Source organism: Pumilibacter intestinalis (genome assembly GCF_943193005.1).
GTDB classification, from domain to species: domain Bacteria; phylum Bacillota; class Clostridia; order Christensenellales; family Pumilibacteraceae; genus Pumilibacter; species Pumilibacter intestinalis.
In genome coordinates this window covers 136174-161184 of sequence record NZ_CALPCH010000004.1, presented here as the reverse complement: position 1 = coordinate 161184, position 25011 = coordinate 136174, and the positions used below count along the sequence as shown (strand labels likewise).

The window sequence follows — 25011 nt, the reverse complement described above, 5'->3', positions numbered from 1 at the left end:
ACTAACCGCACACTTTCGTCCCCGCACCGTTTTATGTCTACACCATGCGATAAAAACTGAAACTTGCCTATATCTATGGGTATCATTGTGTTGCCTACCTAAAATTGAATTTCTTTTTCTATTAGATTTAATGCTATATGCAATTGCTGTGCAGTTTCCGTTTGCTTGTATTCGCTCATTATTCGAGCGCGTACTCGAGCAAATAATTGCCACTTGGTGAATTGCGGATATTTTTCTTTTTCTTCACGCAATAATCTCTCTACTGTATTTTTCATTGTTGCCTCCATACTTGAATTTTTTGTTTTACTGTGTTATACTGATAAATAAACCTCTAAAGGAGCTAACCCATATGACTGCCAGTGAACGTATCAAATTACAACGTAAAATTCGACATATGAACAAAGTTATGGTTAAAATGTTTGAAACCGAAAATGGTTTGCAAGATTTTATCGAATGGCTTTCCGCCAAAAGTAATCCACATAGAATAGCACTTGTTTTACTCAAAATGACAGAAGAGGAATTTATTGCAGAAGCCATAAAAACAAATGTAATTTACGAATTTTATGAAGAAGTACATCCAATTACAATGTTCATGATGCTAAAAGCAGATATTTACGAAGCCTATTTAGCTTCACTCGATAAATATTCGGTACATTTCGAATCATCAATATAGCCCAATTCCTTTGCGCATTCGTCGCAATAAATCATTGCCACACCCGCTGTCGGATAAAACATCACAAAAAAATTGCCAGATAGCTTCTTATTGCATTCTTCGCAGTTTTTTACTTGTACCACTATAGGTGGTTCTTTTTCCATTTTTTTGTTGCCTCCAAAATTTTTACGTGTATCTAATTAGATATAAAAGCATTATACAGTATCTAATTAGATTTGTCAATATCTAATTAGATATTTTATGATAAAATATTTTTATGGAGTTCAAACAACATCTTAAAGAAATGTTAAATGAAAGAAATTTGTCCCAAAGAGATTTATCTAGAGGGACGGGAATACCCCCAGCAACAATTAGTGGGTGGTTGAATTACAATCGATTACCAGATTATACGGCAATAGTAATATTAGCTAACTTTTTTGAGGTAACAGCCGATTATTTGCTCGGTAGGGAAGACGATTTCGGAAACGTCGTTATTTCGTCCGGAAACGTATCCGGGAACGGCAACACAATAAACAGCCATAACACGATCCACGCGCGCACGGTTGCGCAGCTCTCCGAGTCCGACTCCGAACTTCTCCGCAAATATCACTCCGCCCCGGACAAAATCCAAAAAGCTATTAAAGAGTTGCTGTCGTAATTTGAAAGCAACTTTTTTTTCAAAAAGTTATTGACAAAATGCTTAACGTACATTATAATGTACATATAATAGTTATGGGAGGATTAAACAATGTCTATTACCAATGCAACAGCTTTACGCAAAAATCTTTTTGGTTATTTGGATGCAGTAGCAGTCAATGACGAAAAAATTATAGTTACTACAAAGAACGGTAATGCGGCACTCGTTAGTGAAGAATATTTACGTAGTTTGGAAGAAACTTGCTATTTATACAGTATTCCGGGTATGCGAGAAAAACTTATTGAAGGTATAAATACGCCGCTTTCGGAATGTGTTGAAATCGATTGGGAAAAAGAATTGCAATGAGCTACAAAATTACTTTTACCAAGCAAGCAAAAAAGGATTACGAAAAAATCATTGCAAGTACCTACAAACAAAAAGCATTACGGTTACTAAAAGTTCTAAAAGAAACGCCGATGCAACCGCCTTACGAAAAACTTGTAGACCAGGAACGTGCATATTCTCGCCGTATAAATATTCAACACCGTTTAGTATATGAAGTCTACGAAGATGAACAAACGGTAAAGATACTTGCAATGTGGACTCATTACGAAAACTTATAAAAAAAGCCGCTCGAAAGGGCGGTTTTGAATTTTATTCGCGAACGTATCCGGGAACGGCAATACGGTAAACAGTCATAACACGATAAATGCCCGGACCGCTCCAACGCTTTCGGCTTCCGACTCCGAGCTTCTACGCAAATATCACTCCGCACCAAATAAAATCCAAAAAGCCATTAAAGAGTTGCTGTCTTAATAGGATAGCAGTTTTTGTTTGTAACCCTCTTGACAAACGCCGCATAATTATGATATAATAATGCTACACTAATATAAAAAGGAGTTTAACGTTATGCCGCAAATTATTCCTATTAGAGATTTACGCGATACCACAAAAGTTTCGGAAATGTGCAACGCTACCAACGAACCTATTTACGTAACCAAAAACGGTTACGGCGATATGGTGGTAATGAGTATGGCTGCTTACGAAAGCCGCTTTGCGCAGCTAGAAGCCTACAATCGCATTATGGAAAGCGATGCGCAAGCCGAAAGAGGAGAATTACTTGACGGTCCGGAAACGTTGCAAGCGCTGAGGAAAAAGTATGCCGGATAAATACATTTACAAACTAACGCCAATAGCCAATACGGATATGGACGAAGCTGCGCAGTATATTTCGGAAAACTTACATAATCCGAAAGCCGCGCTTGATTTATTGGATAGCATTGACGAAACCATAGAGCAAATATGCAAGTTTCCCTATGCGCAACCAAACTGCACGTGCTTTTTAATTGATAATCCCGAATTCAGACATATTCCGGTAAAAAACTATACGCTCGTATATCGTATCCGAGAAGAGGAAAAACTACTGCGAATACTTTACTTTCGTTATGCAAAAATGGATTTAATAAAACTTTTTACCGGATTATCCGAATAAAAAAGCCGCTCGAAAGGGCGGTAATAATAATCGCGCGCGCGACACCTTAGAAAATTATAATATAAAAACGGGCGTTTTTAAGAGGAAACTCTTAATCAGGGTGTCCAGAGTTCGAGCCTCTGATGGCGCACCAAACGGCTGTGAAAGAATTTGCGGCCGTTTTTTATTTTCAAAGATGAAACGCAAATAAAATTAGGGAGTAAGAAAATGCAAAATAAAGCCTTGGTTGTGATAGATTTACAAAACGATATAACCAAAAATTATAAAGAAATTATAAACAATGTAAATAAGGCTATAGAGTGGGCGACGGAAAACAACGTGCGCGTTGTTTATATCAGGCACGAGAATTTGTCGGCGGGAACGCGTACGTTCAAACACGATACCCGCGGGGCGGAATTTGTTCCCGAACTGAAAATCGTTTCAAACGATATTTTTACCAAATATAAGGGCAATGTGCTCACGTGCGAGGAGTTTGCGGATTTCGTAAAAAGAAACGAAATAGGCGAGTTTTATATAACGGGCGCGGACGCCGTTGCATGCGTTAAATCGTCTTGTTACAATTTATGTAAAGAAAATTACGGCGTTACCGTATTATCCGATTGCGTAACGAGCTACGATAAAAAGAAAATCCCCGAAATGCTACGGTATTACGAAAGCAAAGGTTGCAAAGTTATCGCGTTGCAAGAATTGCTTAATATGTAATAGAGTATTCGGGGATTAAGTTGAAAAATTCATAGTTCGATTTCTGCGTTATATTCGTTGTCTATGAGTATATAATTTAAGTTGCGGCTTTTGCAAAGCTCGAGGTTTCGTTCGTTTTCTTCTATGAGAGCGGCTTTGTCGAGATTGTGCGTAAGTCTGCTTTCTATCGCGTTTTCGTAGCGAACGATTTTGTCGAAATTGTTTTGTATGTAGCGAGCCGTCATTGCCAAACAGTAGTATTTGATTTGGCGCAGGTAATTTTCGGTAAAATCTTTCTGCCAGTCAAAGGGGATATAACAGCCTTCTATTATCAGATTTTGGCTGTTTTCTATTGCCGTTTTTATAATTTCTTTCACGATAGACCAAAGATATGGCGTGAGTTTGTCGTCGTCGTTGGGAGTAAGCGAGGTTTGACCGCTTCGTATGAGTCCCATTTTCAAGTGGTCTATGCTGAGATAGGGTATTTTGTATTTGTTTGTCAGTTTTTGCGCCAAAGCGGTTTTTCCGGTGTGGGTCGCGCCCGTAATAAGTACTACCATGCGTATATTATACAGCGCGTTGCTATTTTTTGCAAGCGATGCGAAAAAATGTTTGCTTTCGGTTGAAATATTTCGATATTTTTGATATAATCTTTAGCGAAGACCAAAAGGAGAAAGAGTATGACCGAACGCGATTTGATGAGACTGTTCGAAGAATACGACGGCGAAATATCCATGTCGGACTTTGCGCCCGACGAACTCGAGGAAATGCTCGGCTGCAAACCCGAGGAGCTTGCGGAACTTAAGAAAAAGTATTTTGATTTTTACGACGACGTGAAGTCGCCTTCGTTGCGCAAACAGGATTGGTGAATAAATTGAAGAACAAAAAAGGATTTTTGAAAAGATTTTTGCCGTACTACAAGCCGTATGCGGGCACGCTCGCGCTCGACTTGTTTTGCGCCCTGCTGTTTTCGCTCTCGGGGCTTGCCTTTCCCGTTATAGTCCGCGAGCTTTTGAACAGATTGGCGTCCGACGGCTCGGTTGCGATTTCCGCCGTGCTAATACTCGGTGCGGTTATGGTTGCGGTTAAACTGCTCGAAACGGCATGCCGATACGTAATGATTACGCTCGGGCACATAATGGGAACGAGGTTCGAGGCGGATTTGCGGCGCGAGCTTTACGGCAAACTCATGACAATGCCGGCGTCGTTTTACGACCGCAACAAAGTGGGCGATTTAATGAGCCGCGTTAACAACGATTTATTCGATATCACCGAATTTTCGCACCATTGCCCCGAAGAACTCTTTATAGCGGGCGTGCGAATAATAGGCATATTCGTGTACCTTATGTTTATTAACGTGTATCTCACGCTCATTATTTTCGCATCGTTGCCGCTTTTCATCGCGCTCGCGTTTTTGCTCAACGGAAAATTAGACGAAAACTTTAAGGCGCGTCGCAAAAAGGTGGGCGAAATAAACGCCAACATAGAGGACGCGCTTTCGGGCATAAGCGTTGTGCGCTCGTTCGGCAACGAGGACGTGGAAATGCAAAAGTTCGAGCGCGACAACCGCGAGTTCATAGAGGTTAAAAGCAAATCCTACAAGATAATGGGCTTGTTTTTCGGCGAAGTTACATTTTCCACGGGACTGTTATATATTCTCACCATTGTGGCGGGCACTATCTTTATAGCCAAGGGAATAGGCGGACTGGATTGGGTTGACCTCATGACTTACGTCTTGTTTGTGCAAACGCTCTATTCGTCCATAGACGTAATAATAACGTACAGCGAGCAGTTCCAAATGGGCAAGTCGGGATTTAACAGGTTTGCCGAAATCATGGATACGCCGAACGAACTTACCGAGCCGCAAAGTCCCGTTACGGACACGGACTACTCGGGCGATATAAAACTCGAAAACGTAACTTTTGCATACTCCAAAGACGGCAAAGACGTATTGAGTAACGTGAACGTAACTGTGGAAAGCGGTACGAGCGTCGCTCTCGTGGGACCGTCGGGCGCGGGCAAAACCACCATAGCGAATTTAATTCCGAGGCTTTACGACGTTAAAGGCGGCGCGGTTACCATAGGCGGCGCGTCGGTTGCCGATATTCCGCTCGGCGAACTTAGGAAAAACGTGGGCATAGTACAGCAAAACGTGTATTTGTTTAACGGAACGGTGCGGGAAAACATATTGTACGGAAAGCCCGGCGCAAGCGAGGAGCAAATGATTGCGGCGGCGAAGGCGGCGGGTGCTCACGAGTTTATAGAAAAGCTGGAAAAGGGGTACGATACCGAGTGCGGCGAACGAGGCGTGCGACTCTCGGGCGGTCAAAAACAACGCATAAGCATAGCGCGGCTGTTTCTCAAAAATCCGCCCGTGCTCATTTTGGACGAAGCCACGAGCGCACTCGACAATGAGAGCGAGCGGGTTGTGCAAAAATCGCTTTCCGAGCTCTGCAAGGGAAGAACGAGCATAGTTATAGCGCACCGACTCACTACGATTCGCAACGCAGACAAAATCTACGTGATTACCGAAGACGGTGTTGCCGAACAGGGCACGCACTCCGAGCTTATGGCGGCGGGCGGAATTTACAAGTCGCTTTACACCATGTACGAGGAAACGGCATAAAACGCGATTGACTTTTTATGCGAACGGTGATATACTGAAAACAATATCAAAAGGGAGTTTTTATATAATGACGGCTACCGAAAAATACGAATTGTGGTGTGAGAAAGTGACCGACGCGGAAATTTCCGCACAGCTTAAGGCGATGAAAGGCGATAAGAAAGCCATAGAAAACGCCTTTTACAAAGACCTCGAGTTCGGCACGGGCGGATTGCGCGGCGAACTCGGCGCGGGCACAAACTGTCTTAACGTGCTTACCATTGCCAAAGTTACGCAGGGCATAGCCGACCGCATGCTGAAGTGCGGACAAAAGACGGTTGCGGTATCGTGCGACAGCAGAATAAATTCGGACGTGTTCAAAGAGAAAGTTGCGAGCGTTATGGCGGCAAACGGCATTAAGGCATACGTTACGCGCGAGCTTATGCCCACGCCCTTTTTGTCCTTTTTGGTGCGCGAAACCAAAGCCGATATAGGCGTGATGATAACGGCGAGCCATAATCCCGCAAAGTACAACGGATACAAGGTGTACGGCTCGGACGGTTGCCAGCTCACCGACGAACCCGCAACCGAAATGATAGGCTACATCAACGCGGTAGACGCTTTCGAGGTTAAAGCGGACTCGTTCGACTCTTACGTTAAGAGCGGGCTTATAGAATTCGCGCCCGACGAAATAACCGAAAAATATCTCGCGTGCGTGGCTTCGCGCTCGGTAGGGCGCGCCGACGGACTCAAGGTTTGCTACTCGCCGCTCAACGGCACGGGATACAAACTCGTGCCCGAAATACTCAAAAGGGCGGGGGTGAGCGAAATAGTGGTAGTGCCCGAGCAGTCTATGCCGGACGGAAACTTTCCCACATGCAGTTATCCCAACCCCGAAAAACCCGAAGCTCTCAAGCTCGGACTCGAACTTGCGCGTAAGAGCGGCAGCGATATATTGATAGCAACCGACCCCGACGCCGACCGCATAGGCACGGCGGTGCGCCATAAAGGCGAATACCGACTTATGAGCGGCAACGAAATAGGCGTGCTTTTAACCGACTATTTGCTTTCGCGCCGCAAGGAAAACGGCACGTTGCCGGTTAAGCCCGTGATTGTGAGCACCATTGTTTCCACGTCGCTTGCCGAAAAAGTGGCGGCGGAATACGGCGCGGAATTCGTGAGCGTTCTTACGGGCTTTAAGTATATCGGCGGCGAAATAGCAAAACTCGAGAGTAAGGGGCAAACCGAGCGTTTCGTGCTCGGCTACGAGGAGAGCTACGGCTATCTTTCGGGCAGTTACGTGCGCGATAAAGACGCGGTTGTTGCGAGCATGCTCGTTGCCGAAATGACGGCGTATTATCTTAAGTCGGGCAAAACTCTCGTTGACCGCATAGAAGAAATTTACGCTCGCTTCGGTACTTACGAGCACAAGCTCAAATCGTACGAATATCCCGGCGCGGAAGGAAGCGCGAAAATGAACGCGTTACTTTCCGATTTGCGCAAAAATCTGCCTTCCGAGCTCGGCGGCAGTAAAATAGTGCGCACGGTGGACTACCTCACCCAAACCGAGCTTGATTTGCCAAAGTCCAACGTGCTTTCTTTCGAAGCCGAAAACGGAAGCAAACTCATAGTTCGCCCGTCGGGCACCGAACCTCTCATAAAACTTTACTTTACGGCGGCGAGCACTCCTAAAGAAAACGAAGAGATATTCGCGAAAATGTTCGCTCAAACGGAGAAAATCTTCGCGTAAAACCAAAAAATTACAAAATATGCGCAAATTCGCTTGACAAAAAGGCGGGGGGGGGTACACTTTTGCTATCTTAATTATAAAGGAGAAAAGTGTATGAAAAAGTTGTTGAGAAGTATTGCGTTCGTTTTGTGCGCGTGCTTGTGTGCGTGCGTGTTCGTTGCGTGCGACGAAACGCCGAGCGGCGATGGGGATAATTCCGGTTCAACGCGGACTTGGAAAGAAATGCTTCAGTCCGACGATATGAAAAACGTGCATATCGATATCACGGATAAAGCCACGATGCAGGGCGTGACCAACGAGTCGGTTTCGGCATACCGCCGCAACGGCAACAAGTACATGTGCAAGTCGCAGTTTACCGAGTCCGGTAGCGGCGAAAAACAAACTATAACCGAGTATTTCGAGCACGAGGGCGACAAATGGTACATATACCACACCGCGCCGAACGACGTGAAAATGAAAACCGAGTTGGACGAAGACGGTAGTTACGAATTTACGTACGGCGAGGGCGCTCACTCGGGCAACTTTAGCCAGTCTTTCATGGTTGTGGGAATAATAGAGCGGTACATGGCTAAGCTCGTTGCCGTTGCCGACGATTTCGACGGCGGAATAAACTCGAACGGCGCGAAAGTGTATACGTTCAGCGGCGATTTGCTCGATATTTATATGGCTATGGCACCCGATATGGACGCGCCGCCCGCGGGATTGACAATGACGGGCAGCATAAAAATATCCGTAAAGGCGGACAAAATAGTAAAGACGGTTTTTGCCGCTACCATGAAAATGAACGGGCAGACAATGACCGAAGCCGAAATGACTCACAATTTCAAATACGATGACGTGACCGTTACGCTCCCCGAGGTGGACGGGTAAAAAAACGGACTTGACAAAAACCTTCCGAATGTTTCGGAAGGTTTTTTATTCGTTCGTGCCCAAAGCGATTGACTTTTTCGCCGACTTATAGTAATATAGATAAGGTCCGAGATAGGAAGGTAAAGGGCGTCCGTCGTGACCGATAAAAAATGGCGGGCGCATATTTTATGCCTTGGAGGAGGAGCGGTATGAAAAGTACGGCCAAAGACGTGTTGCAATATGTGGAAGAGAACGACGTAAAATTCGTCAAGCTGACGTTTTGCGACCTGTTCGGACGGCAAAAAAACGTATCGATAGTGTCGCAACAATTACCGAGCATATTCGAAAACGGATACCTATTCAATTCTTCCGCCGTTCCCGGCTTTATGAGTTGCGCCGACGATTTACTGCTTTTTCCCGACCCCAAAACGCTTTCGGTTCTGCCGTGGCGACCGCAAATGGGCGAAGTGGTAAGCGTTCTCACCAACATCAAACGCCCGAACGGCTCTTTTTATGAAAGCGACGCAATGCACATACTCGAGGTTGCCGCGGCAAAGCTCGCAAAGAAAGGTCTTGCCTGCGAAATAGGCACGGAGTGCGAGTTTTACGTATTCAAGCTCGACAGCGAGGGAAATCCCACATATACGCCCATAGACAATGGCGGCTACTGCGACAGTTCGCCCGACGACGGCGGCGAAAATATCAGGCGGGATATAATACTCAGTCTCGAAGATATGGGCATAGTGCCTACAGCGAGTCATCACGAAATGGGACCGGGGCAGAACGAAATAGACTTTATGCCCACCGAGCCGTATGCCGCCGCACGCAATCTTTTGTATTTTAAGTCGGCGGTGAAGAATATTTGCAGACTGAGCGGCATGCACGCCTCGTTCGAGCCAAAGCCGCTCCGCGAACACGTGGGAAGCGGACTGAGAATACTCGTCACGCTCGAGGGAATAGGCGGAAAGGCTTCGCAAGACGCGTTGAACGCCTTTACTGCGGGAGTTATAGGCAAAGCCGACGAGTTCATAGCCTTTTCCAACTCCGTGCCCGACAGTTACAAACTGCTCGACGAACGCCGTGCGCCCGCACGCGGAATAAATCACGAGCGCGGTTCGTTCGTTCGCGCATTGCCGTCGGCGGGCGGCAAATGCCGCATAGAACTCAACTCCGCCGACTGCCTCAGCAATCCGTTTTTGATGCTCGCGCTTTTGCTCGAAGCGGGAATATACGGAATAGAGCACGGCGGCGACGTGAAAGGAAACAAACTGCCCATAAGTTTGGGACGCGCTCTCGACAACGCCGAAAAGTCGGAATGGCTCAAGTCGGTGCTCGGCGAGGGAGTACTCGGCGAATACGTAGCCGCAAAGCGCGAGATTGCCGAATGAATGCACTTATCGTAGCGTCAAACAAGCAGATATCTTCGGCTTTGGCGTCTGCGGTACGTCGTTCGGGCGCGGAGAACATTGCTCTCGCATTCGACGCCGTTGCGGCGAAACGCATGGCGAGCGAGCGGAGTTTCGGGCTTACCGTTGTGTATTCCGACAGTTTTTCCGGCAGCGGCGTGGAGCTTGCGAGGATATTCGCGGCTCGCGGCTCGGGCGGCGTAATAATAATCGTAGACGGCAAAGACGCCGACGATATAGCGCGGAGATTGGAGGACGACGGCATAATAGTGCTCGGAAAGCCTTTGAGCCATACGGAGCTTTTCAGAGCCGTTAAAATGGTGCGGGCAACCAACTGTCGCATAGCGCGTCTACTCGAGGAAAAGCGCGACCTCTTAAAAAAGATAGACGATATGCGACTCGTTACCCGCGCAAAACTGATACTCATGCAAAACATGGGATTTACCGAAGAACAGGCGCACCGCCACATAGAAAAACGCGCCATGGACTTAAGGCGCACTCGCGCCGAGGTGGCAATGGATATACTCAAGACGTACGAGGTTTGACGCACAAAAAAAGTTATGAGAAAGATTAACGAAGAATGCGGAATATTCGGTATAATTAGTCCCGAGCCGTTGCAGGCTGCGGGATATGCCGCGTCGGCAATGCTCGCGCTTCAGCACCGCGGTCAGGAGGGAGCGGGCATAGCCACGTTTTACAGCGACGACACTCTCATATGCCATAAAAACGTAGGGCTTGTGAACGACGTGTTTCGCGACTTTTTGCGCCACGTTCCCTGCACGAACGTAGCCGTGGGGCACGTGCGCTATTCCACCACGGGCAACAACACCGTGGAAAACACGCAACCCATAGAAACGGTTCATTCCCGCCTTACGTGCGCGCTCGCGCACAACGGCAACATAACCAACGCCGCCGAGCTTCGCGGTCAGATGGTTAACCGCGGCGGCAAGGTGTTTCACACCACCAACGACACCGAGATAATAAACATGTTGCTCATAGACGAGATGATAAAGTGCCGTAATCTCGAACAGGCGACGTTTAACGTAATGAACATACTCGAGGGCGCGTTTTCGCTCGTGATTGCCACGCCCGACAAAATAGTAGCCGCGCGTGACAAGTGCGGCTTTCGTCCGCTATGTATGGGCAAGCTCGGCAAAGCCACCGTGTTTGCGAGCGAGAGTTGCGCGTTCGATTGCATAGGCGCGGATTTCGTGCGCGATATAGAGCCGGGCGAACTCATAAGCATAGACAGGAGCGGCAAGGAAAAGATACTCAAGCAGAAAGACACCTCTTGCCGAGGTTTGTGCGTTTTCGAAATGATATACATAGCCCGTTCCGACTCTTTCATAGACGGCTTGAGCGTTTATAACGCGCGGCTTGAAATGGGGCGTATGCTGGCGCGGCAGAAACCCACAAAGGCGGATTTCGTGTGCGGCGTGCCAGACAGCGGGCTGGACGCCGCGCTCGGTTACAGCCTCGAGTCGGGAATACCGTTTGCGCCCGCGTTCGTGAAAAACCGATATATGGGGCGCAGTTTCATAGAGCCGTCGCAACAGGTAAGAGAGCGCACGGTAAACGCGAAACTCAATCCTTTGCGAGCGCAGATAGAGGGTAAGAGCATAATCCTGGTAGACGACTCCATAGTGCGCGGAACTACGAGCGAGCGCATGATAAAGCCGCTGAGAGATATGGGCGTAAAAGAGGTGCACCTGCGCATATCCAGTCCGCCGTTTAAGCACCCGTGCTATTTCGGAACGGATATAGACAGCGCGGAAAATCTGATTGCAAATCACATGACGGTAGACGAGATTTGCCAAAAGATAGGCGCGGACAGCCTCGAATATCTCGATATGGATAATCTTACCGAGATAGGGGCGAAAAAGGGAATTAAATTCTGTACCGGCTGTTTTACGGGAAAATATCCCATAGAGGTATCGGGCGGCGACAAACACAAATTCGACGATAATTAAGGAGCGAACGGAATGAAAAGGTATTTGATACTGTCGGACGGCAGCGTGTTCGAAGGCAGAGCGATGGGCGCGGAAGGCGAAACGCTCGGAGAGGTGGTGTTTACCACCGGCATGGTGGGCTACATGGAAACTCTCACCGACCCGAGTTATTACGGGCAGATAGTTACGCAAACTTTTCCGCTCATAGGCAATTACGGCGCAATGTTGCCCGACTCCGAGAGCGAAAAGCCCGCGTTGCGCGGTTACATAGTGCGCGAGCTGTGCGAGAAGGGGAGCAATTTCCGCATGGAAAGCGAGCTTGACGAGTTTTTGAAAAAAGAGGGCATTGTGGGGCTGTGCGATATAGACACCCGCGCGCTCACCAAAAAGATACGCAGTAAAGGCGTAATGAACGGTCTTATCACCGACAAAAAGAACGTTTCGCCCCAAAGACTCAAAGAGATTAAGGCGTATAAAGTGCTAAACGCCGTTCGCGAAACCACGTGCGACAAAGTTATCACTCTCGGCACGGGAAGTAAAAAGGTTGTGCTGTGGGATTTCGGAGTTAAGCTCAACATAGAGCGCGAGCTTCTCAGGCGCGACTGCACGGTGATACGCGTGCCCTCTTACGCAACCGCGGAAGAAATACTTTCGCTCGGTCCCGACGGACTAATCCTCAGCAACGGCGGCGGCGACCCCGCGGAAAACGTAGCCGTGATAGAGGAGCTCAAAAAACTTAACGAGCGCAAGTTGCCCACGTTCGGCATATGTTTGGGGCACCAGTTGCTCGCGCTCAGCCGCGGGGCGCAAACGCACAAGTTAAAGTTCGGACACCGCGGCGCAAATCAGCCGGTGCGCGACTGCGTTAGCGGCAGAACTTACATAACGAGTCAGAACCACGGCTACGCCGTTGTGCCCGCCACGCTTCCCGAGGGAGCCGTGCTTAGGTATACCAACGCCAACGACAAGACCGCCGAGGGAATCGATTACACGGACATGCCCGCGTTTTCGGTGCAGTTTCACCCCGAAGCGTGCGGAGGACCGCGCGATACAAATCTGCTGTTCGACCGCTTCATGGACTTAATGAAATAATAAATACGGAGTACGCAAATTATGCCGAAGAATAAAGATATCAAGAAAGTTTTGGTTATCGGTTCTGGTCCCATCACCATAGGGCAAGCCGCCGAATTCGACTACGCGGGCACTCAGGCGTGCCGCACGCTCAAGTCCGAAAAGATAGAGGTGGTGCTCGTTAACAGCAATCCCGCCACAATAATGACCGACAAAGCCATGGCGGACTCGATTTACATAGAGCCGCTCAATCTTACCACGCTCGAGCGCATAATAGACCTTGAAAAGCCGGACAGCATTTTGCCGGGACTGGGCGGTCAGACCGGTCTTACGCTTTCCATGCAACTCGCAAAGTCGGGTTTTTTGGAGAGCCGCGGCGTGAAACTGCTCGGCATGAAGGTAGACACCATAGACAAAGCCGAAGACAGGCAGATGTTCAAAGACACCATGCTTTCCATAGGTCAGCCGTGCGTGCCGTCGCTTGTGGTTACCGACGTTGAGTCGGCGGTAAAGTTTGCGGGCGAGATAGGGTATCCCATAATAATACGCCCCGCGTTCACTTTGGGCGGCGCGGGCGGCGGCATAGCCGATAACGAAACCGAATTGCGTGAAATCACCAAAGGCGGACTCGAACTCAGCCCCATAGGGCAGGTGCTCGTGGAAAAGAGCATATACGGGTGGAAAGAAATAGAATTCGAGGTAATGCGCGACAGCGCGGGCAACGCCATAGCCATATGCAGTATGGAGAACCTCGACCCCGTGGGTATTCACACGGGCGACAGCGTTGTGGTTGCGCCCACCGTTACGCTTGCCGACAAAGAATTTCAAATGCTCAGAAGCGCGGCTCTCGATATCATAAACGCGCTCGACGTAGTGGGCGGTTGCAACTGCCAATTCGCGCTCAATCCCAACAGTTTCGAATACGCGGTTATAGAGGTTAACCCGCGCGTAAGCCGTTCTTCCGCGCTTGCGAGCAAGGCTACGGGATATCCCATTGCAAAGGTTTCCACGCTTTTGGCGCTCGGTTACACGCTCGACGAAATACCCAACGCCGTTACCAAGAAAACGTGCGCTTGCTTCGAGCCCACCATAGACTATATCGTTGTAAAACTGCCCAAGTGGCCGTTCGATAAATTCGTGTACGCAAAACGTACGCTCGGCACGCAGATGAAAGCCACGGGCGAGGTTATGGCGATTGCGCCCTATTTCGAAGCGGCGCTGTTAAAAGCTGTGCGCGGCGCGGAAAATCAACTCACTCTCAAATCGGACAGGTTTGCCGAGTGGACGGACGAACAGGTGTTCGAGGGCTTGATGCCCGCGTCCGATTACCGCCTGTTCCTTTTGTACGAAGCGCTCGAGCGCGGTTTCACCGTGGACCAAATCGCCGACAAAACGCTTATAGACAGGTGGTTCTTAAACAAGATAGACAATTTGTTGCGCTTCGAAAAGAGCATAGAGGGCAAGGAACTCGACTCCGAAACCTATGCTCGCGCCAAAAAGCTCGGATATCCCGATAAAGCGCTTGAAAACATAACGGGGCGCAAACTCACGCGGCACGCCCGCGCGGTATACAAAATGGTTGATACCTGCGGAGCGGAGTTCAAAGCCGAAACGCCGTATTTCTATTCCACGTACGACAACGAAAACGAGGCCGCCGCGTTTATGGCGGAGCGCAAGAGCGGCAAGCGCAGAGTAATAGTGTTCGGCTCGGGTCCCATTCGCATAGGTCAGGGTATAGAATTCGATTACGCTTCGGTGCACTGCGTGTGGGCTCTCAAAGAAGCGGGCTACGAGGTTGCCATAGTAAACAACAACCCCGAAACGGTTTCCACCGATTTCGACACGGCGGACAGGCTGTATTTCGAGCCGCTCACGCCCGAAGACGTAGACAACGTTATAGCAACCGAAAAGCCGTACGGAGTGGTGGTTGCGTTCGGCGGACAAACCGCAATCAAACTCACAAAGCACCTTTCCGACAACGGTGTGCGCATACTCGGCACGAGCGCGGACAGCATAGACAGGGCGGAGGACCGCGAGCGGTTCGACGAGTTACTCGAAGAGCTCGGCATAGCACGGCCTAAGGGAGTTACGGTTAAAACCCTCGAGGAAGCGCTCAAAGCGGGCGAGTCGCTCGGGTATCCCGTGCTCATGCGCCCCAGCTACGTGCTCGGCGGGCAAAACATGATAATCGCGTTTTCCGAAGCGGATATACGCGAATACATGAAAGTAATACTTTCGCAGAACAAAGACAACAACATACTCATAGACAAATACATGATGGGTACGGAGATAGAGGTAGACGCCATTTGCGACGGCGAAAACATACTCATACCCGGTATTATGGAACACATAGAACGCGCGGGAATACACAGCGGCGACAGTATTGCCGTTTATCCCGCCCACAACGTAACCGACGAAATGCGCGAAAAGCTCGTAGACTACACCGGCAAGCTCGCGAGCGCGCTCGACACCAAAGGGCTTGTAAACATACAGTATATAATCGCCGACAATAAGATATACGTAATCGAGGTGAACCCCCGTTCGTCGCGTACCATACCGTATATTTCCAAAGTAACGGGAGTGCCCATGATACAGCTTGCCACGCTGTGCATGCTCGGCAAAAAACTCGATAAGCTCGGCTACGGCACGGGGCTTTATAAGTCGTCGCCGTACGTTGCGGTAAAAGTGCCCATTTTCAGCTTCGAAAAGCTCGCCGACCTCGATACTCACTTAGGACCCGAAATGAAATCCACGGGCGAGGTGCTCGGCATAGGCAAAACGCTCGACGAAGCTCTCTATAAAGGACTGCTTGCGGCGGGCTACAAAATGCAGAAATCGGGCGGCATACTCATATCGGTGCGCGACGCCGACAAGCCCGAAATAGCCGATATAGCAAAGGCGTACAGCGAACTCGGATACGAGATATATGCCACGCACGGTACGGCAAAAATAATACGCAAGAGCGGTTTTGCCGTAACCGAGGTGGAAAAGATAAACGAAAACGGCAAAGAAAACACCATGACGCTTCTCTCGAGCGGCAAAGTGGATTTGCTCATTTCCACCTCCACAAAGGGAAGAATACCCACCGAAGACGACGTGAAACTAAGGCGCAGAGCGGTTGCGTTATCGGTGCCCTGCCTTACCAGCATAGACACCGCGAAAGCTCTCGCGTATTCGCTCAAGTCGAGATATTCGGCTTACAACACCGAGCTTGTGGATATAAACAACATGCGGTCGGAGCGGCAAAAACTCAATTTCATTAAAATGCAGGGTTGCGGCAACGACTACATATATATCGATTGCCTTAACCGCAACATAACCAACATGGAGTCGGTGGCGGTGAATTTGAGCGAACGCCATTTCGGCGTGGGCGGCGACGGCGTTGTGTTTATATGCCCGTCCGCAGTTGCCGACGCGCAAATGCGCATGTTCAATTCCGACGGAACGGAGGGCATGATGTGCGGCAACGCCATACGTTGCGTGGCAAAGTACCTCTACGACTACGGAAAAGTTGGAGATAAAAAAGAACTCTCGATAGAAACCAAAAGCGGCATTAAAAAGCTGTGGCTTTACGTTCGCGGCGGATACGTGAATTCGGCAAGGGTGGATATGGGCGCGCCCGCGCTCAAGCCCTCCGCCGTGCCCGTTAAACTCGACGGAAACGAGGTTGTGGGGCGCAAAGTTACGGTTGGCGGCAAGGAACGCGAAATAACCTGCGTATCCATGGGCAATCCGCACTGCGTTATGTTCGTGGAAAACGTGGGGCAGTCGGACGTGGAAAAGGTAGGCAAAGCCATAGAGTGCGACGCGCTGTTCCCCGAGCGGGTTAACGTGGAGTTCGTGCAGGTTATAGACCGCACGCACCTCAAAATGCGGGTGTGGGAGCGCGGAAGCGGCGAAACGTATGCCTGCGGCACGGGCGCGTGCGCGGCGGTTGTTGCGGCGGTGCTCGCAGGACACTGCGACCGCGACGCGGATATAACGGTAAGACTTCAGGGCGGCGAACTTACGATAAGATACGCGCAAGACACCGTATACATGACGGGCGAAGCGTGCGAGATATTCAAAGGAGTGGTGCGTTTATGATAAAGAAATATATTTTCGTTACCGGCGGCGTGGTCTCGGGACTGGGCAAGGGCATAACTGCGGCGAGCATAGGAATGATGCTCAAAGCCAAAGGACTCAAAGTAATAGCTCAAAAGCTCGACCCGTATATAAATATGGACCCCGGCACTATGAGTCCGTATCAGCACGGAGAAGTTTTCGTTACCGAAGACGGCGCGGAAACCGACCTCGACCTCGGGCATTACGAGCGTTTTATAGACGAAAACCTGAATAAATACAGCAACCTCACCACCGGCAAAGTGTATTGGAACGTTCTCGACAACGAGCGCAAGGGCGTTTACAACGGCGAAACGGTGCAGGTAATTCCGCATATAACCAACGAAATAAAGAAATTCATATATTCGGTGGGCAAGAAGATTAACGCCGACGTGGTAATAACCGAAATAGGCGGCACTACGGGCGATATCGAAAGTCTTCCGTTTTTGGAAGCTATCAGACAGGTATCCAACGAAGCGGGGCGCGAAAACTGCCTGTTCATTCACGTTACGCTCGCGCCCGTGATAAGCTCGAGCGGCGAAATGAAGACCAAGCCCACGCAACACAGCGTTAAGGAACTGCAAAGTCTCGGCATAACGCCCAATCTCGTAGTGCTCAGGTGCAGCAGACCCATAGACGAAGCGGCTCGCAAAAAGATATCCATGTTTTGCAACGTGCCGCCCGATTGCGTTATAGAGAACCGTGACGTTTCCATTTTGTACGAAGCGCCCATAATGCTCGAAGACAGCAAGTTTACCGAAATAGTATCGCGCGAACTCGGGCTTCCGGACAACCCGCCCGACCTTACCGTGTGGAAAGAAATGCTCGTAAAAGCGCATTCCCGCAATAAAACGGTAACAATCGGGCTTGTCGGTAAATATGTAAAGATGTACGACGCGTATCTTTCCATAGTGGAGGCTCTCACGCATGCGGGCATAGAGAACGGCGCGAAGATAGACTTAAAGTGGCTGGACGCCGAGCGCATAACCCCCGAAACCGCGAAAGAAATACTCGGCGAGTGCGACGGCATAATTCTGCCCGGCGGCTTCGGCGACAGGGGAATTGAAGGCATGGTGAACGCCGCCCGCTACTGCCGCGAAAACGACGTGCCCTATTTCGGGATATGCTTAGGCATGCAAATAGCGGTTATAGACTTTGCCCGTCACGTGGCGGGACTCGCCGACGCCAACAGTCGCGAGTTCGATATGGAGTCGCAAAACAAAGTTATAGACATAATGGAAGGGCAGATAGGCTACGAAAACACCGGCGGCAGCATGCGGCTTGGCGCGTACGAGTGCAAAATAAAAGAGGGTAGCATACTGAGCCGCGCATACAAGCAGGCGAGCGTAATGGAACGCCACCGTCACCGTTACGAGTTTAACAACGCGTACCGCGAAAAATTCGACGAGCTCGGACTCGATATCGTGGGCACGAGCCCCGACAACACGCTTGTGGAGGCGGTGGAGGTGCGCGGCAAAAAATTCCATTTGGGCGTGCAGTATCACCCCGAATTCAAGTCCCGTCCGCACCGCCCGCACCCGTTGTTCGTGCAATTTATAGCGGCGTCGCTGAAAAATAAAAAGCAGGAGAATTAAAATATTGAAGCTCAATGCGAATTTCGACAATCTTGTGGACAGCTATCTTTTTGCCGAGGTGGAAAACCGAGTATCCGCTTACAAACGCTTAAACCCCGACAAAAACATAATCAAGTTAGGTATAGGCGACGTTACGTTGCCGCTTTGCTCCGCGGTTGTGGAAGCGGGCAAACGCGCCGTTGAAGAAATGGGCGTTAAGCAGACCTTCCGCGGCTACGGACCTTACCGCGGTTATACCTTTTTAACGCAAAAGATTGCCGATTCGTACCGTGAGCGAGGAATAGAAATATCCGAAGACGAGGTGTTCGTATCCGACGGCGCAAAGTCGGACGTGGGGAATATTCTCGACCTGTTTTCGGAGGATTGCACCGTTTTGGTGCCCGACCCCGTGTATCCCGTTTACGTGGACACAAACGTAATGCAGGGGAGGAAAATAATATACGCCGACGCGTGCGAGGAAAACGGATTTTTGCCGCTTCCGGATAAAAAACGCAAAGCGGATATAATATACATTTGTTCGCCCAATAATCCCACGGGCGCGGCGTACAACCGCATTCAGCTCAAACAGTGGGTGGATTACGCGCTCGAGTGCAAAGCGGTAATTCTCTTCGACGCGGCTTACGAGTTTTTCGTGTCCGACCCGAAATTGCCCCGTTCGATTTTCGAAATAGAGGGCGCGAAAGAGTGCGCGATTGAATTTTGCTCGCTAAGCAAAACGGCGGGTTTTACGGGCACGCGTTGCGGTTACGCGATTGTGCCGCATGCGCTCGGAAAACCGAACAAAATGTGGCTAAGGCGGCAGTCAACCAAATTCAACGGCGTTTCCTACGTGGTTCAGCGCATGGCGGAAGCCGTGTTTACCGCGACGGGGCGCGAGCAGATAAGCGCGAATATAGGCGTGTACAAAAAGAACGCCGCAATCATATCCGCCACGCTCGGAAAAATGGGAATATACCATACGGGCGGCGTAAACTCGCCGTATATTTGGCTCAAGTGCGGCGGCAACAGTTGGGACTTTTTCGACAAACTGCTTGCCGAGGCTAACGTGGTGGGCACACCCGGCGCGGGGTTCGGGCGAAACGGAGAGGGTTTTTTCCGTTTAACCGCTTTCAACGACGAGGAGAATACGGCGGAAGCAATGCGGAGGTTTGAAAAAGTATTCGCTTGAAAAAGGTATATAAAATCAGCAAAAGCAGACTGTATGCAAACGCGGATTATTCCGCGGTTTTGTGCGGTGGAGATTTCGGCGGCTACAAGCTAACGCGCGTTGAGCCGGGCGAAATAGAAATTTCCACCGGAGCGGTCTGCTTTTTCGACCCCTACAATCCCGGGCGCGGCAGACCGTTCGCAACTCGTTTTCCCACGGGGAAATACCGCCCGTTTATGTTGATGATATCCACGTCGAACGGCGACAGGGTTGCGCTTGCCGGCCTTGACGGAGGAGAACTCAAAAACGCCGCGGTGTGGCGGCTCGCCTTTACAGACGAGCGCGACGCTCTTAAACTGCTCTCGCCCGACGAAACGGTGGGCGTAACGGTGAGCAGCGGGTTCGGCGCACTGTGCGATATCAAAACTTTCGGCGATTTCGCAGAGCTTGTAAAATCGGGCGAACAAACTTTCCACCCGCTCGACGGAGCGGTGAATATGGACGGCGGCTGTGCGCAGATATGCAAACTTAAAGACGTTTTGTTGCCCACGTTCAACACGGGCTGGGGCGAAGGCAACTACAGCAGTTATTTGGGCATAGGCGAAGACGGCGAAATTAAGGGGCTGATTTGCGACTTTGCCATGGTAAAGCCCGCAAAGAAAAAAGACAATCGCGAAACCGAAGAATTCGAATTCGACGTTTCGGCGGAGGATTTGTATATACCCGACCCAAAAAAGAGCGACGCCGAAAACGGCATAGCGCGTTGCACTATGGTGATTGAGAGCGGAGAAGACGACGCCGTCGCGCTTTTCAACGCCTACTCGCGGCGCGGATACTCGTATCACACCGCGGGCAGATACGACGAAGCTCTCGGCGACTATCTCAAAGCCATAGAGCTGGGAAGACAAAAGGAAAACGCCGCAAACTTTTTGATGCACGCATGGTCTTTGTACGATAACGCCGCAAATATCTACCGCAACGCCGGCAAGGTCGACGACGCGATAAATTTGTATTCGGACGCATGCAAGGTGTCGGACACCTTTTACGGCGGAGCGTATGCGGGACTCATAGACGTGTATCGCGATAACAAAGATTACAAAAAGGCTCTCGAGGCGGCGGACGAGATGGTTGCCGCCCGACCGCGCGACCCGTCGGCGTATATAAAGCGCAGCGAAATATATATAGCGTGCGAGGAGTACGAAAAGGCGATACTCGACCTCGACGTGCTGATAGACGAGTTCAAACTGAACGAGTCCATACTCGACAAAGCCACATGCCTTACCTTTCTCGGCAGATACGGCGAAGCTCTCAAGGTGCTCGATTCCTATCTTTTGGAGGGCAGAGCGAGCGAAATATATTACGATATCCGCTCGTCTATTCACATAGCCGACAACGATTTTGCGGCGGCGTATGTGGACGCAATGAAGGCTCTCGACGTTAATCCCGACTATTTGAATACACTCGAAAAACTGATAGAGTTCGACAGCCTGCTGTTTAACTACAAAAACGTGGTGAAATGGGCTACGAGGTACACGGAGTCGCTTCCCCGAACCGAATACGGCTACAGCGTTCGCGCCGCGGCGTATGCCGAAATGGGCGAATACGACGAAGCGGCGGCGGGGTACGTGCACATTATCCGCAACATAAACGACTCGCCAAAATATTACGCCCTTCTCATAAAAGCCGCTTTCGCGGGCGGCGACAGGGGGCTTGCAAAGCGTTACGGTAAAATGCTGAGAAAGAGCGACGAAGCCCGATATATTTACTATCTCGGACTCGCTTACCTGTTCGAAAAAAAGTACGCCAAAGCGGAAAGGTATCTCGCTTCGGCGTTTAGGCTGTGCGAGGAAGACGACGTGCTGTCGTCGCTTATAGATTGCTATATAGAGAGCGGCGATATAGCCAAAGCGCAAGCCGCGCTCAAAATGTATTCGGATATAGCCGAGGCGGAAGAGGTTTTCGTAAAACGCGCCCGCATAGCCAAAAAGCGGGGCGAGCCTGCCGCAAAGCTCGAAAAAGAATACGTAAACGAATTTTTGTGCGGTTGCGACGACCAAGCTCTTACCGAAAAAGTAAAGGCATTTTTCGAAAATCTCGATTGAGTCTTTTTACATATGAGTTTTTATATAAAGGAAAACGGCGGTTACATAAGTAAACGCCGTCTTACTCGAAAGTTGCCCCACAATGCCGTCGGTGCGCTCAATCTTAACCCGCCGTTTGGCAGGTGGGCAAGCCGATTGCGTCGTCTGTCTTCCGCTGTTCGCTCCGGATTTATATTTGGAGGGAAACCGCATGGCTCAAGTCCGCGGTTGCGGCCCGACATGTTACGCATATACAAGCAATCCCTTTTAAGTTCTGTGGTTAAATATTACACGCCACGTCGAACACCGCAGGAAACAACCTTTCGTTTCCTACACCCATAGTATATCCCATGTTCGGGCAAAAAGCAATACATTATCGAGAAATTTTTTTGCGAAAATTTTTGTAAAAGGTATTGACAAATTCGCAAAGTTGTGGTATTGAAAGAATATTGCAAGGAGGCGTTTTAACATGAAATTGACCGTACTCGGAAAATACGGACCGTATCCCGCGGCCGGCGGCGGCACGTCGAGTTATCTTTTGCAGGGCGAGAGCGCAGCGGTTGCGCTCGATTTCGGAAGCGGTGCGCTCGGAAGGCTTGCTCGCTTTGTTGCGGCGGAGAATTTGCGAGCCGTTGTTTTGAGTCATTTGCATTACGACCACATTTGCGACTTGCTTCCTTTCAGCTACTGTCTTAAAGCTAAGGACAAGCGGGTGGAACTTATCATGCCCGATACCGACTGCTTTCAGCGCAAAATCATAGACGACCTCGACGGCTTCGACATAAAGTTTATTAAGCCGAATATGCGGATAGGCGAGTTCGATTTTTCGTTTGAAAAAATGCGACACCCTCTCGAGAGCTATTCCATGCGTATAAGCTCGGGCGGAAGAACGCTGTTTTACAGCGGCGACACGGCGTTTTGCCCCGAAATTACCGAAATCGCGGCGGGAAGCGATTTGCTTTTGCTCGACTGCGGCAGGGCGGAAAATACGCCCGCGCCGCACCTGTCGCTTTCCGAGGCGGCGTTTATAGCCAAAACTCTCAAGGCGCAAACCATTGCTACGCATCTAAATCCCGCGTTAAACTACGTAAGCCCGTCGCCGCTCGTAACCGTTGCTCGCGAAGGCGAAACGTATTGCGTTTGAACCGAGAAGCAAAAAACATGATAGAACTTAAAAACGTATATAAATCGTACGGGAGCGGGGAGAGCAAAACCGAAGCTCTCAAAGGCGTTGACGTAACGGTGGACGACGGAGAGTACGTTGTTATTCTCGGTGCGTCGGGAAGCGGCAAATCCACTCTTTTGAACGTGACGTCGGGTTTGGAAACGCCAACCTCGGGCGGCGTGTTTTACGACGGGGAAGATATATCCGCGTTCAAAGACGAAGAACTTACCGCATTTCGCAGGCGCAACGTGGGCTTTGTGTTTCAGCAGTATTACTTGTTGCCCGATATGACCGCGGAGAAAAACGTGCGCATGGGCGCGGACCTTGCCGACAATAAAGATTACGGGCAGATTATCGCGGCGGTAGGGCTTGAAAACAAGAAAAAGAAATATCCCGCACAGCTTTCGGGCGGAGAACAACAAAGGGTGTCGATTGCCCGCGCTCTCGCCAAAAAGCCGCGCATACTGTTTCTCGACGAGCCGACGGGCGCACTCGACGAAGCCACGGGCAGACAGGTGCTCGACTACTTAATAAAACTTAAGCGCGAACTCGGCTTTACCATGGTTGCCGTGACTCACAACGAAAACATTGCCGCAACCGCCGACAGAATTATAAGAATGAACAGCGGCGTTATAGCCGAGATAAAGAGCAATCCCGCGCCCAAATCGGCATACGAAATAGGGTGGTGAGCCTATGCTTATAAACGTAAAATCGTTATTGAAGTTGTTCGGAGTTTCGATAGTTATGTGTTGCGCCGCTTTCGTGTGCACCCTCTTTTTGAGCTACAACATGGATATCGCGGGCATAAAAGACTCTCTTTCGTCGGATGCCGCCGTTACGCTTTATAACGCTTTGATAACCACGGGAAAGGTGACCGCCGCAGTTGCGGGCGGTTGCTTGGTGATAACCTCGGCGGTACTGCTGTTGTTTTACGTTAAAAATTATATCGACTCTCACGGGCGCGATTTGGGCATACTCAAGGCTTTGGGGTGTTCGAATATGAAAACGGCGTTGCGATTTTGGGTGTTCGGATTGAGCGTGCTCGCAGGTTGCGCGGCGGGGTTCGCCGCGGCATACTTATATTTGCCCGCCTTTTACAAATTGCAGAACGCCGAAAAGCTCTTTCCCGATATAGCCGTAAAGTTTCATTTTTCGCTGTTTCTGTGCCTTGTGATTTTGCCGTCGGCGGTGTTTTCGCTCCTCGCGATATTCTATGCGTGGTATAAGTTGAAAAAGCCGCCGCTCGAATTATTGAAAAACGCGCATGAAATCAAAAATAAACGCAACAAGCAAAGCGACAAAGAGCGTTCGTTTTTGAGCGAATTGCGCTCGAACACTTTGCGCGGCAAAAAGAGCGCGGTGTTCTTCATTGCATTTTCGGCGTTTTGCTTTTCCGCCATGACTCAAATGTCGTTTTCCATGAAAAAACTCGCTTCGGCGCAAATGGCGTTTATAATGATAACCATAGGTCTTGTACTCGCTTTCGTTACGCTGTTTTTGTCGCTCTCGAGCGTGGTGAAAGAGCACGCCAAAACGGTCGCTTTGCTCGAGGCGTTCGGCTATACTCCCAAAGAGCGTTCCAAAGCGGTGCTCGGAGCTTACCGACCCGTTTCTTATATCGGGTTTGCCGTAGGCACTCTGTATCAGTACGGACTGCTCAAAATAATGATGAGCTTAGTTTATGCGGATATACAAAATATCGCAAGCTACGGATTCGATTTTGTCGCGCTTGCGATATTCTTGCCGTTGTTCGTAGCCGTTTACGAACTCATGATGTTTGCGTATTCTCTCAAGATAAAGAAAACTTCGCTCAAAAAAATCATGACGGAGTGA

The 25011-nt window shown here is 49.7% G+C and carries 24 protein-coding genes; 22 read left to right on the top strand and 2 right to left on the bottom strand.

The window, feature by feature from the left end:
• Nucleotides 1-98: 98 nt before the first annotated feature.
• Complete coding sequence (locus NFR55_RS03410; RefSeq protein WP_251546235.1) at nucleotides 99-275, bottom strand: hypothetical protein; 177 nt, start codon at nucleotides 273-275, stop codon at nucleotides 99-101.
• Between the two features lie 74 nt (nucleotides 276-349).
• On the opposite strand from NFR55_RS03410, the gene NFR55_RS03405 reads away from it, so the two are divergent.
• The 7 genes from NFR55_RS03405 to NFR55_RS03375 all read left to right on the top strand — a co-directional run bounded on the left by NFR55_RS03405 (nucleotide 350) and on the right by NFR55_RS03375 (nucleotide 3483).
• Nucleotides 350-673 (top strand): hypothetical protein, encoded by a 324-nt coding sequence (locus NFR55_RS03405; RefSeq protein WP_251546233.1) that lies wholly within the window; start codon nucleotides 350-352, stop codon nucleotides 671-673.
• A 256-nt stretch (nucleotides 674-929) separates the two neighbouring features.
• Entirely contained in the window at nucleotides 930-1310 is a 381-nt protein-coding gene (locus NFR55_RS03400) for a helix-turn-helix domain-containing protein (protein ID WP_251546231.1), read from the top strand.
• A gap of 90 nt (nucleotides 1311-1400) precedes the next feature.
• Nucleotides 1401-1655: a type II toxin-antitoxin system Phd/YefM family antitoxin gene (locus NFR55_RS03395; RefSeq protein ID WP_251546229.1), complete on the top strand. Its 255-nt coding sequence runs from the start codon at nucleotides 1401-1403 to the stop codon at nucleotides 1653-1655.
• A complete protein-coding gene (locus NFR55_RS03390) occupies nucleotides 1652-1912 on the top strand; it encodes a Txe/YoeB family addiction module toxin (RefSeq protein WP_251546228.1) in 261 nt (86 codons plus the stop codon). The genes NFR55_RS03395 and NFR55_RS03390 overlap by 4 nt, the downstream gene beginning before the upstream one ends.
• Nucleotides 1913-2198: 286 nt before the next feature.
• Entirely contained in the window at nucleotides 2199-2459 is a 261-nt protein-coding gene (locus NFR55_RS03385) for a type II toxin-antitoxin system Phd/YefM family antitoxin (protein ID WP_251546227.1), read from the top strand.
• Nucleotides 2449-2781, top strand: a complete 333-nt coding sequence (locus tag NFR55_RS03380; protein WP_251546226.1) for a type II toxin-antitoxin system RelE/ParE family toxin — start codon at nucleotides 2449-2451, stop codon at nucleotides 2779-2781. The genes NFR55_RS03385 and NFR55_RS03380 overlap by 11 nt, the downstream gene beginning before the upstream one ends.
• Before the next feature lie 207 nt (nucleotides 2782-2988).
• Nucleotides 2989-3483, top strand: a complete 495-nt coding sequence (locus NFR55_RS03375) for a cysteine hydrolase family protein (protein ID WP_251546225.1) — start codon at nucleotides 2989-2991, stop codon at nucleotides 3481-3483.
• Between the two features lie 29 nt (nucleotides 3484-3512).
• Here NFR55_RS03375 and NFR55_RS03370 read toward each other — a convergent pair whose 3' ends face one another.
• Nucleotides 3513-4022 carry an adenylate kinase gene (locus NFR55_RS03370; protein WP_251546220.1) on the bottom strand — a complete coding sequence of 170 codons (510 nt, stop codon included), beginning with the start codon at nucleotides 4020-4022 and terminating at the stop codon, nucleotides 3513-3515.
• A gap of 120 nt (nucleotides 4023-4142) precedes the next feature.
• Between NFR55_RS03370 and NFR55_RS03365 the strand changes: the two genes are divergently transcribed.
• From NFR55_RS03365 to NFR55_RS03295, 15 genes are all read left to right on the top strand, one after another.
• The gene (locus NFR55_RS03365) at nucleotides 4143-4331 is read left to right on the top strand and encodes a hypothetical protein (RefSeq protein ID WP_251546217.1); all 189 of its coding nucleotides are present in this window, start codon (nucleotides 4143-4145) and stop codon (nucleotides 4329-4331) included.
• A 5-nt stretch (nucleotides 4332-4336) separates the two neighbouring features.
• Entirely contained in the window at nucleotides 4337-6088 is a 1752-nt protein-coding gene (locus NFR55_RS03360; protein ID WP_251546215.1) for an ABC transporter ATP-binding protein, read from the top strand.
• 67 nt (nucleotides 6089-6155) lie between these two features.
• Nucleotides 6156-7814, top strand: coding sequence for a phospho-sugar mutase (locus tag NFR55_RS03355; protein WP_251546214.1), 1659 nt, complete (start codon nucleotides 6156-6158; stop codon nucleotides 7812-7814).
• 93 nt (nucleotides 7815-7907) lie between these two features.
• Nucleotides 7908-8684 (top strand): hypothetical protein, encoded by a 777-nt coding sequence (locus NFR55_RS03350; RefSeq protein WP_251546212.1) that lies wholly within the window; start codon nucleotides 7908-7910, stop codon nucleotides 8682-8684.
• A 188-nt stretch (nucleotides 8685-8872) separates the two neighbouring features.
• A complete protein-coding gene (locus NFR55_RS03345) occupies nucleotides 8873-10051 on the top strand; it encodes a glutamine synthetase family protein (RefSeq protein WP_251546210.1) in 1179 nt (392 codons plus the stop codon).
• A complete protein-coding gene (locus NFR55_RS03340) occupies nucleotides 10048-10614 on the top strand; it encodes an ANTAR domain-containing response regulator (protein WP_251546208.1) in 567 nt (188 codons plus the stop codon). The genes NFR55_RS03345 and NFR55_RS03340 overlap by 4 nt, the downstream gene beginning before the upstream one ends.
• Before the next feature lie 15 nt (nucleotides 10615-10629).
• Entirely contained in the window at nucleotides 10630-12039 is a 1410-nt protein-coding gene (gene purF, locus NFR55_RS03335) for an amidophosphoribosyltransferase (RefSeq protein WP_251546206.1), read from the top strand.
• Nucleotides 12040-12051: 12 nt separating this feature from the next.
• Nucleotides 12052-13110, top strand: a complete 1059-nt coding sequence (locus NFR55_RS03330; RefSeq protein ID WP_251546204.1) for a carbamoyl phosphate synthase small subunit — start codon at nucleotides 12052-12054, stop codon at nucleotides 13108-13110.
• Nucleotides 13111-13131: 21 nt separating this feature from the next.
• On the top strand, nucleotides 13132-17175 hold the full coding sequence (gene carB, locus NFR55_RS03325; RefSeq protein ID WP_251546202.1) for a carbamoyl-phosphate synthase large subunit: 4044 nt from the start codon (nucleotides 13132-13134) through the stop codon (nucleotides 17173-17175).
• The gene (locus NFR55_RS03320) at nucleotides 17175-18785 is read left to right on the top strand and encodes a CTP synthase (RefSeq protein WP_251546243.1); all 1611 of its coding nucleotides are present in this window, start codon (nucleotides 17175-17177) and stop codon (nucleotides 18783-18785) included. The genes carB and NFR55_RS03320 overlap by 1 nt, the downstream gene beginning before the upstream one ends.
• A gap of 4 nt (nucleotides 18786-18789) precedes the next feature.
• Nucleotides 18790-19953: an LL-diaminopimelate aminotransferase gene (locus NFR55_RS03315; RefSeq protein WP_251546200.1), complete on the top strand. Its 1164-nt coding sequence runs from the start codon at nucleotides 18790-18792 to the stop codon at nucleotides 19951-19953.
• The gene (locus tag NFR55_RS03310; RefSeq protein ID WP_251546198.1) at nucleotides 19950-22034 is read left to right on the top strand and encodes a DUF4241 domain-containing protein; all 2085 of its coding nucleotides are present in this window, start codon (nucleotides 19950-19952) and stop codon (nucleotides 22032-22034) included. Before NFR55_RS03315 ends, NFR55_RS03310 begins: the two co-directional genes overlap by 4 nt.
• Nucleotides 22035-22482: 448 nt before the next feature.
• On the top strand, nucleotides 22483-23157 hold the full coding sequence (locus tag NFR55_RS03305; RefSeq protein WP_251546196.1) for an MBL fold metallo-hydrolase: 675 nt from the start codon (nucleotides 22483-22485) through the stop codon (nucleotides 23155-23157).
• A gap of 17 nt (nucleotides 23158-23174) precedes the next feature.
• Nucleotides 23175-23867, top strand: a complete 693-nt coding sequence (locus NFR55_RS03300; RefSeq protein ID WP_251546194.1) for an ABC transporter ATP-binding protein — start codon at nucleotides 23175-23177, stop codon at nucleotides 23865-23867.
• A gap of 4 nt (nucleotides 23868-23871) precedes the next feature.
• Nucleotides 23872-25011 (top strand): ABC transporter permease, encoded by a 1140-nt coding sequence (locus tag NFR55_RS03295; protein WP_251546192.1) that lies wholly within the window; start codon nucleotides 23872-23874, stop codon nucleotides 25009-25011.

Coding starts and splice junctions, on each gene's coding strand:
- NFR55_RS03410 (WP_251546235.1), bottom strand. CDS start 275: ATGAAAAATACAGTAGAGAGATTATTGCGTGAAGAAAAAGAAAAATAT.
- NFR55_RS03405 (WP_251546233.1), top strand. CDS start 350: ATGACTGCCAGTGAACGTATCAAATTACAACGTAAAATTCGACATATG.
- NFR55_RS03400 (WP_251546231.1), top strand. CDS start 930: ATGGAGTTCAAACAACATCTTAAAGAAATGTTAAATGAAAGAAATTTG.
- NFR55_RS03395 (WP_251546229.1), top strand. CDS start 1,401: ATGTCTATTACCAATGCAACAGCTTTACGCAAAAATCTTTTTGGTTAT.
- NFR55_RS03390 (WP_251546228.1), top strand. CDS start 1,652: ATGAGCTACAAAATTACTTTTACCAAGCAAGCAAAAAAGGATTACGAA.
- NFR55_RS03385 (WP_251546227.1), top strand. CDS start 2,199: ATGCCGCAAATTATTCCTATTAGAGATTTACGCGATACCACAAAAGTT.
- NFR55_RS03380 (WP_251546226.1), top strand. CDS start 2,449: ATGCCGGATAAATACATTTACAAACTAACGCCAATAGCCAATACGGAT.
- NFR55_RS03375 (WP_251546225.1), top strand. CDS start 2,989: ATGCAAAATAAAGCCTTGGTTGTGATAGATTTACAAAACGATATAACC.
- NFR55_RS03370 (WP_251546220.1), bottom strand. CDS start 4,022: ATGGTAGTACTTATTACGGGCGCGACCCACACCGGAAAAACCGCTTTG.
- NFR55_RS03365 (WP_251546217.1), top strand. CDS start 4,143: ATGACCGAACGCGATTTGATGAGACTGTTCGAAGAATACGACGGCGAA.
- NFR55_RS03355 (WP_251546214.1), top strand. CDS start 6,156: ATGACGGCTACCGAAAAATACGAATTGTGGTGTGAGAAAGTGACCGAC.
- NFR55_RS03350 (WP_251546212.1), top strand. CDS start 7,908: ATGAAAAAGTTGTTGAGAAGTATTGCGTTCGTTTTGTGCGCGTGCTTG.
- NFR55_RS03345 (WP_251546210.1), top strand. CDS start 8,873: ATGAAAAGTACGGCCAAAGACGTGTTGCAATATGTGGAAGAGAACGAC.
- NFR55_RS03340 (WP_251546208.1), top strand. CDS start 10,048: ATGAATGCACTTATCGTAGCGTCAAACAAGCAGATATCTTCGGCTTTG.
- purF (WP_251546206.1), top strand. CDS start 10,630: ATGAGAAAGATTAACGAAGAATGCGGAATATTCGGTATAATTAGTCCC.
- NFR55_RS03330 (WP_251546204.1), top strand. CDS start 12,052: ATGAAAAGGTATTTGATACTGTCGGACGGCAGCGTGTTCGAAGGCAGA.
- carB (WP_251546202.1), top strand. CDS start 13,132: ATGCCGAAGAATAAAGATATCAAGAAAGTTTTGGTTATCGGTTCTGGT.
- NFR55_RS03305 (WP_251546196.1), top strand. CDS start 22,483: ATGAAATTGACCGTACTCGGAAAATACGGACCGTATCCCGCGGCCGGC.
- NFR55_RS03300 (WP_251546194.1), top strand. CDS start 23,175: ATGATAGAACTTAAAAACGTATATAAATCGTACGGGAGCGGGGAGAGC.
- NFR55_RS03295 (WP_251546192.1), top strand. CDS start 23,872: ATGCTTATAAACGTAAAATCGTTATTGAAGTTGTTCGGAGTTTCGATA.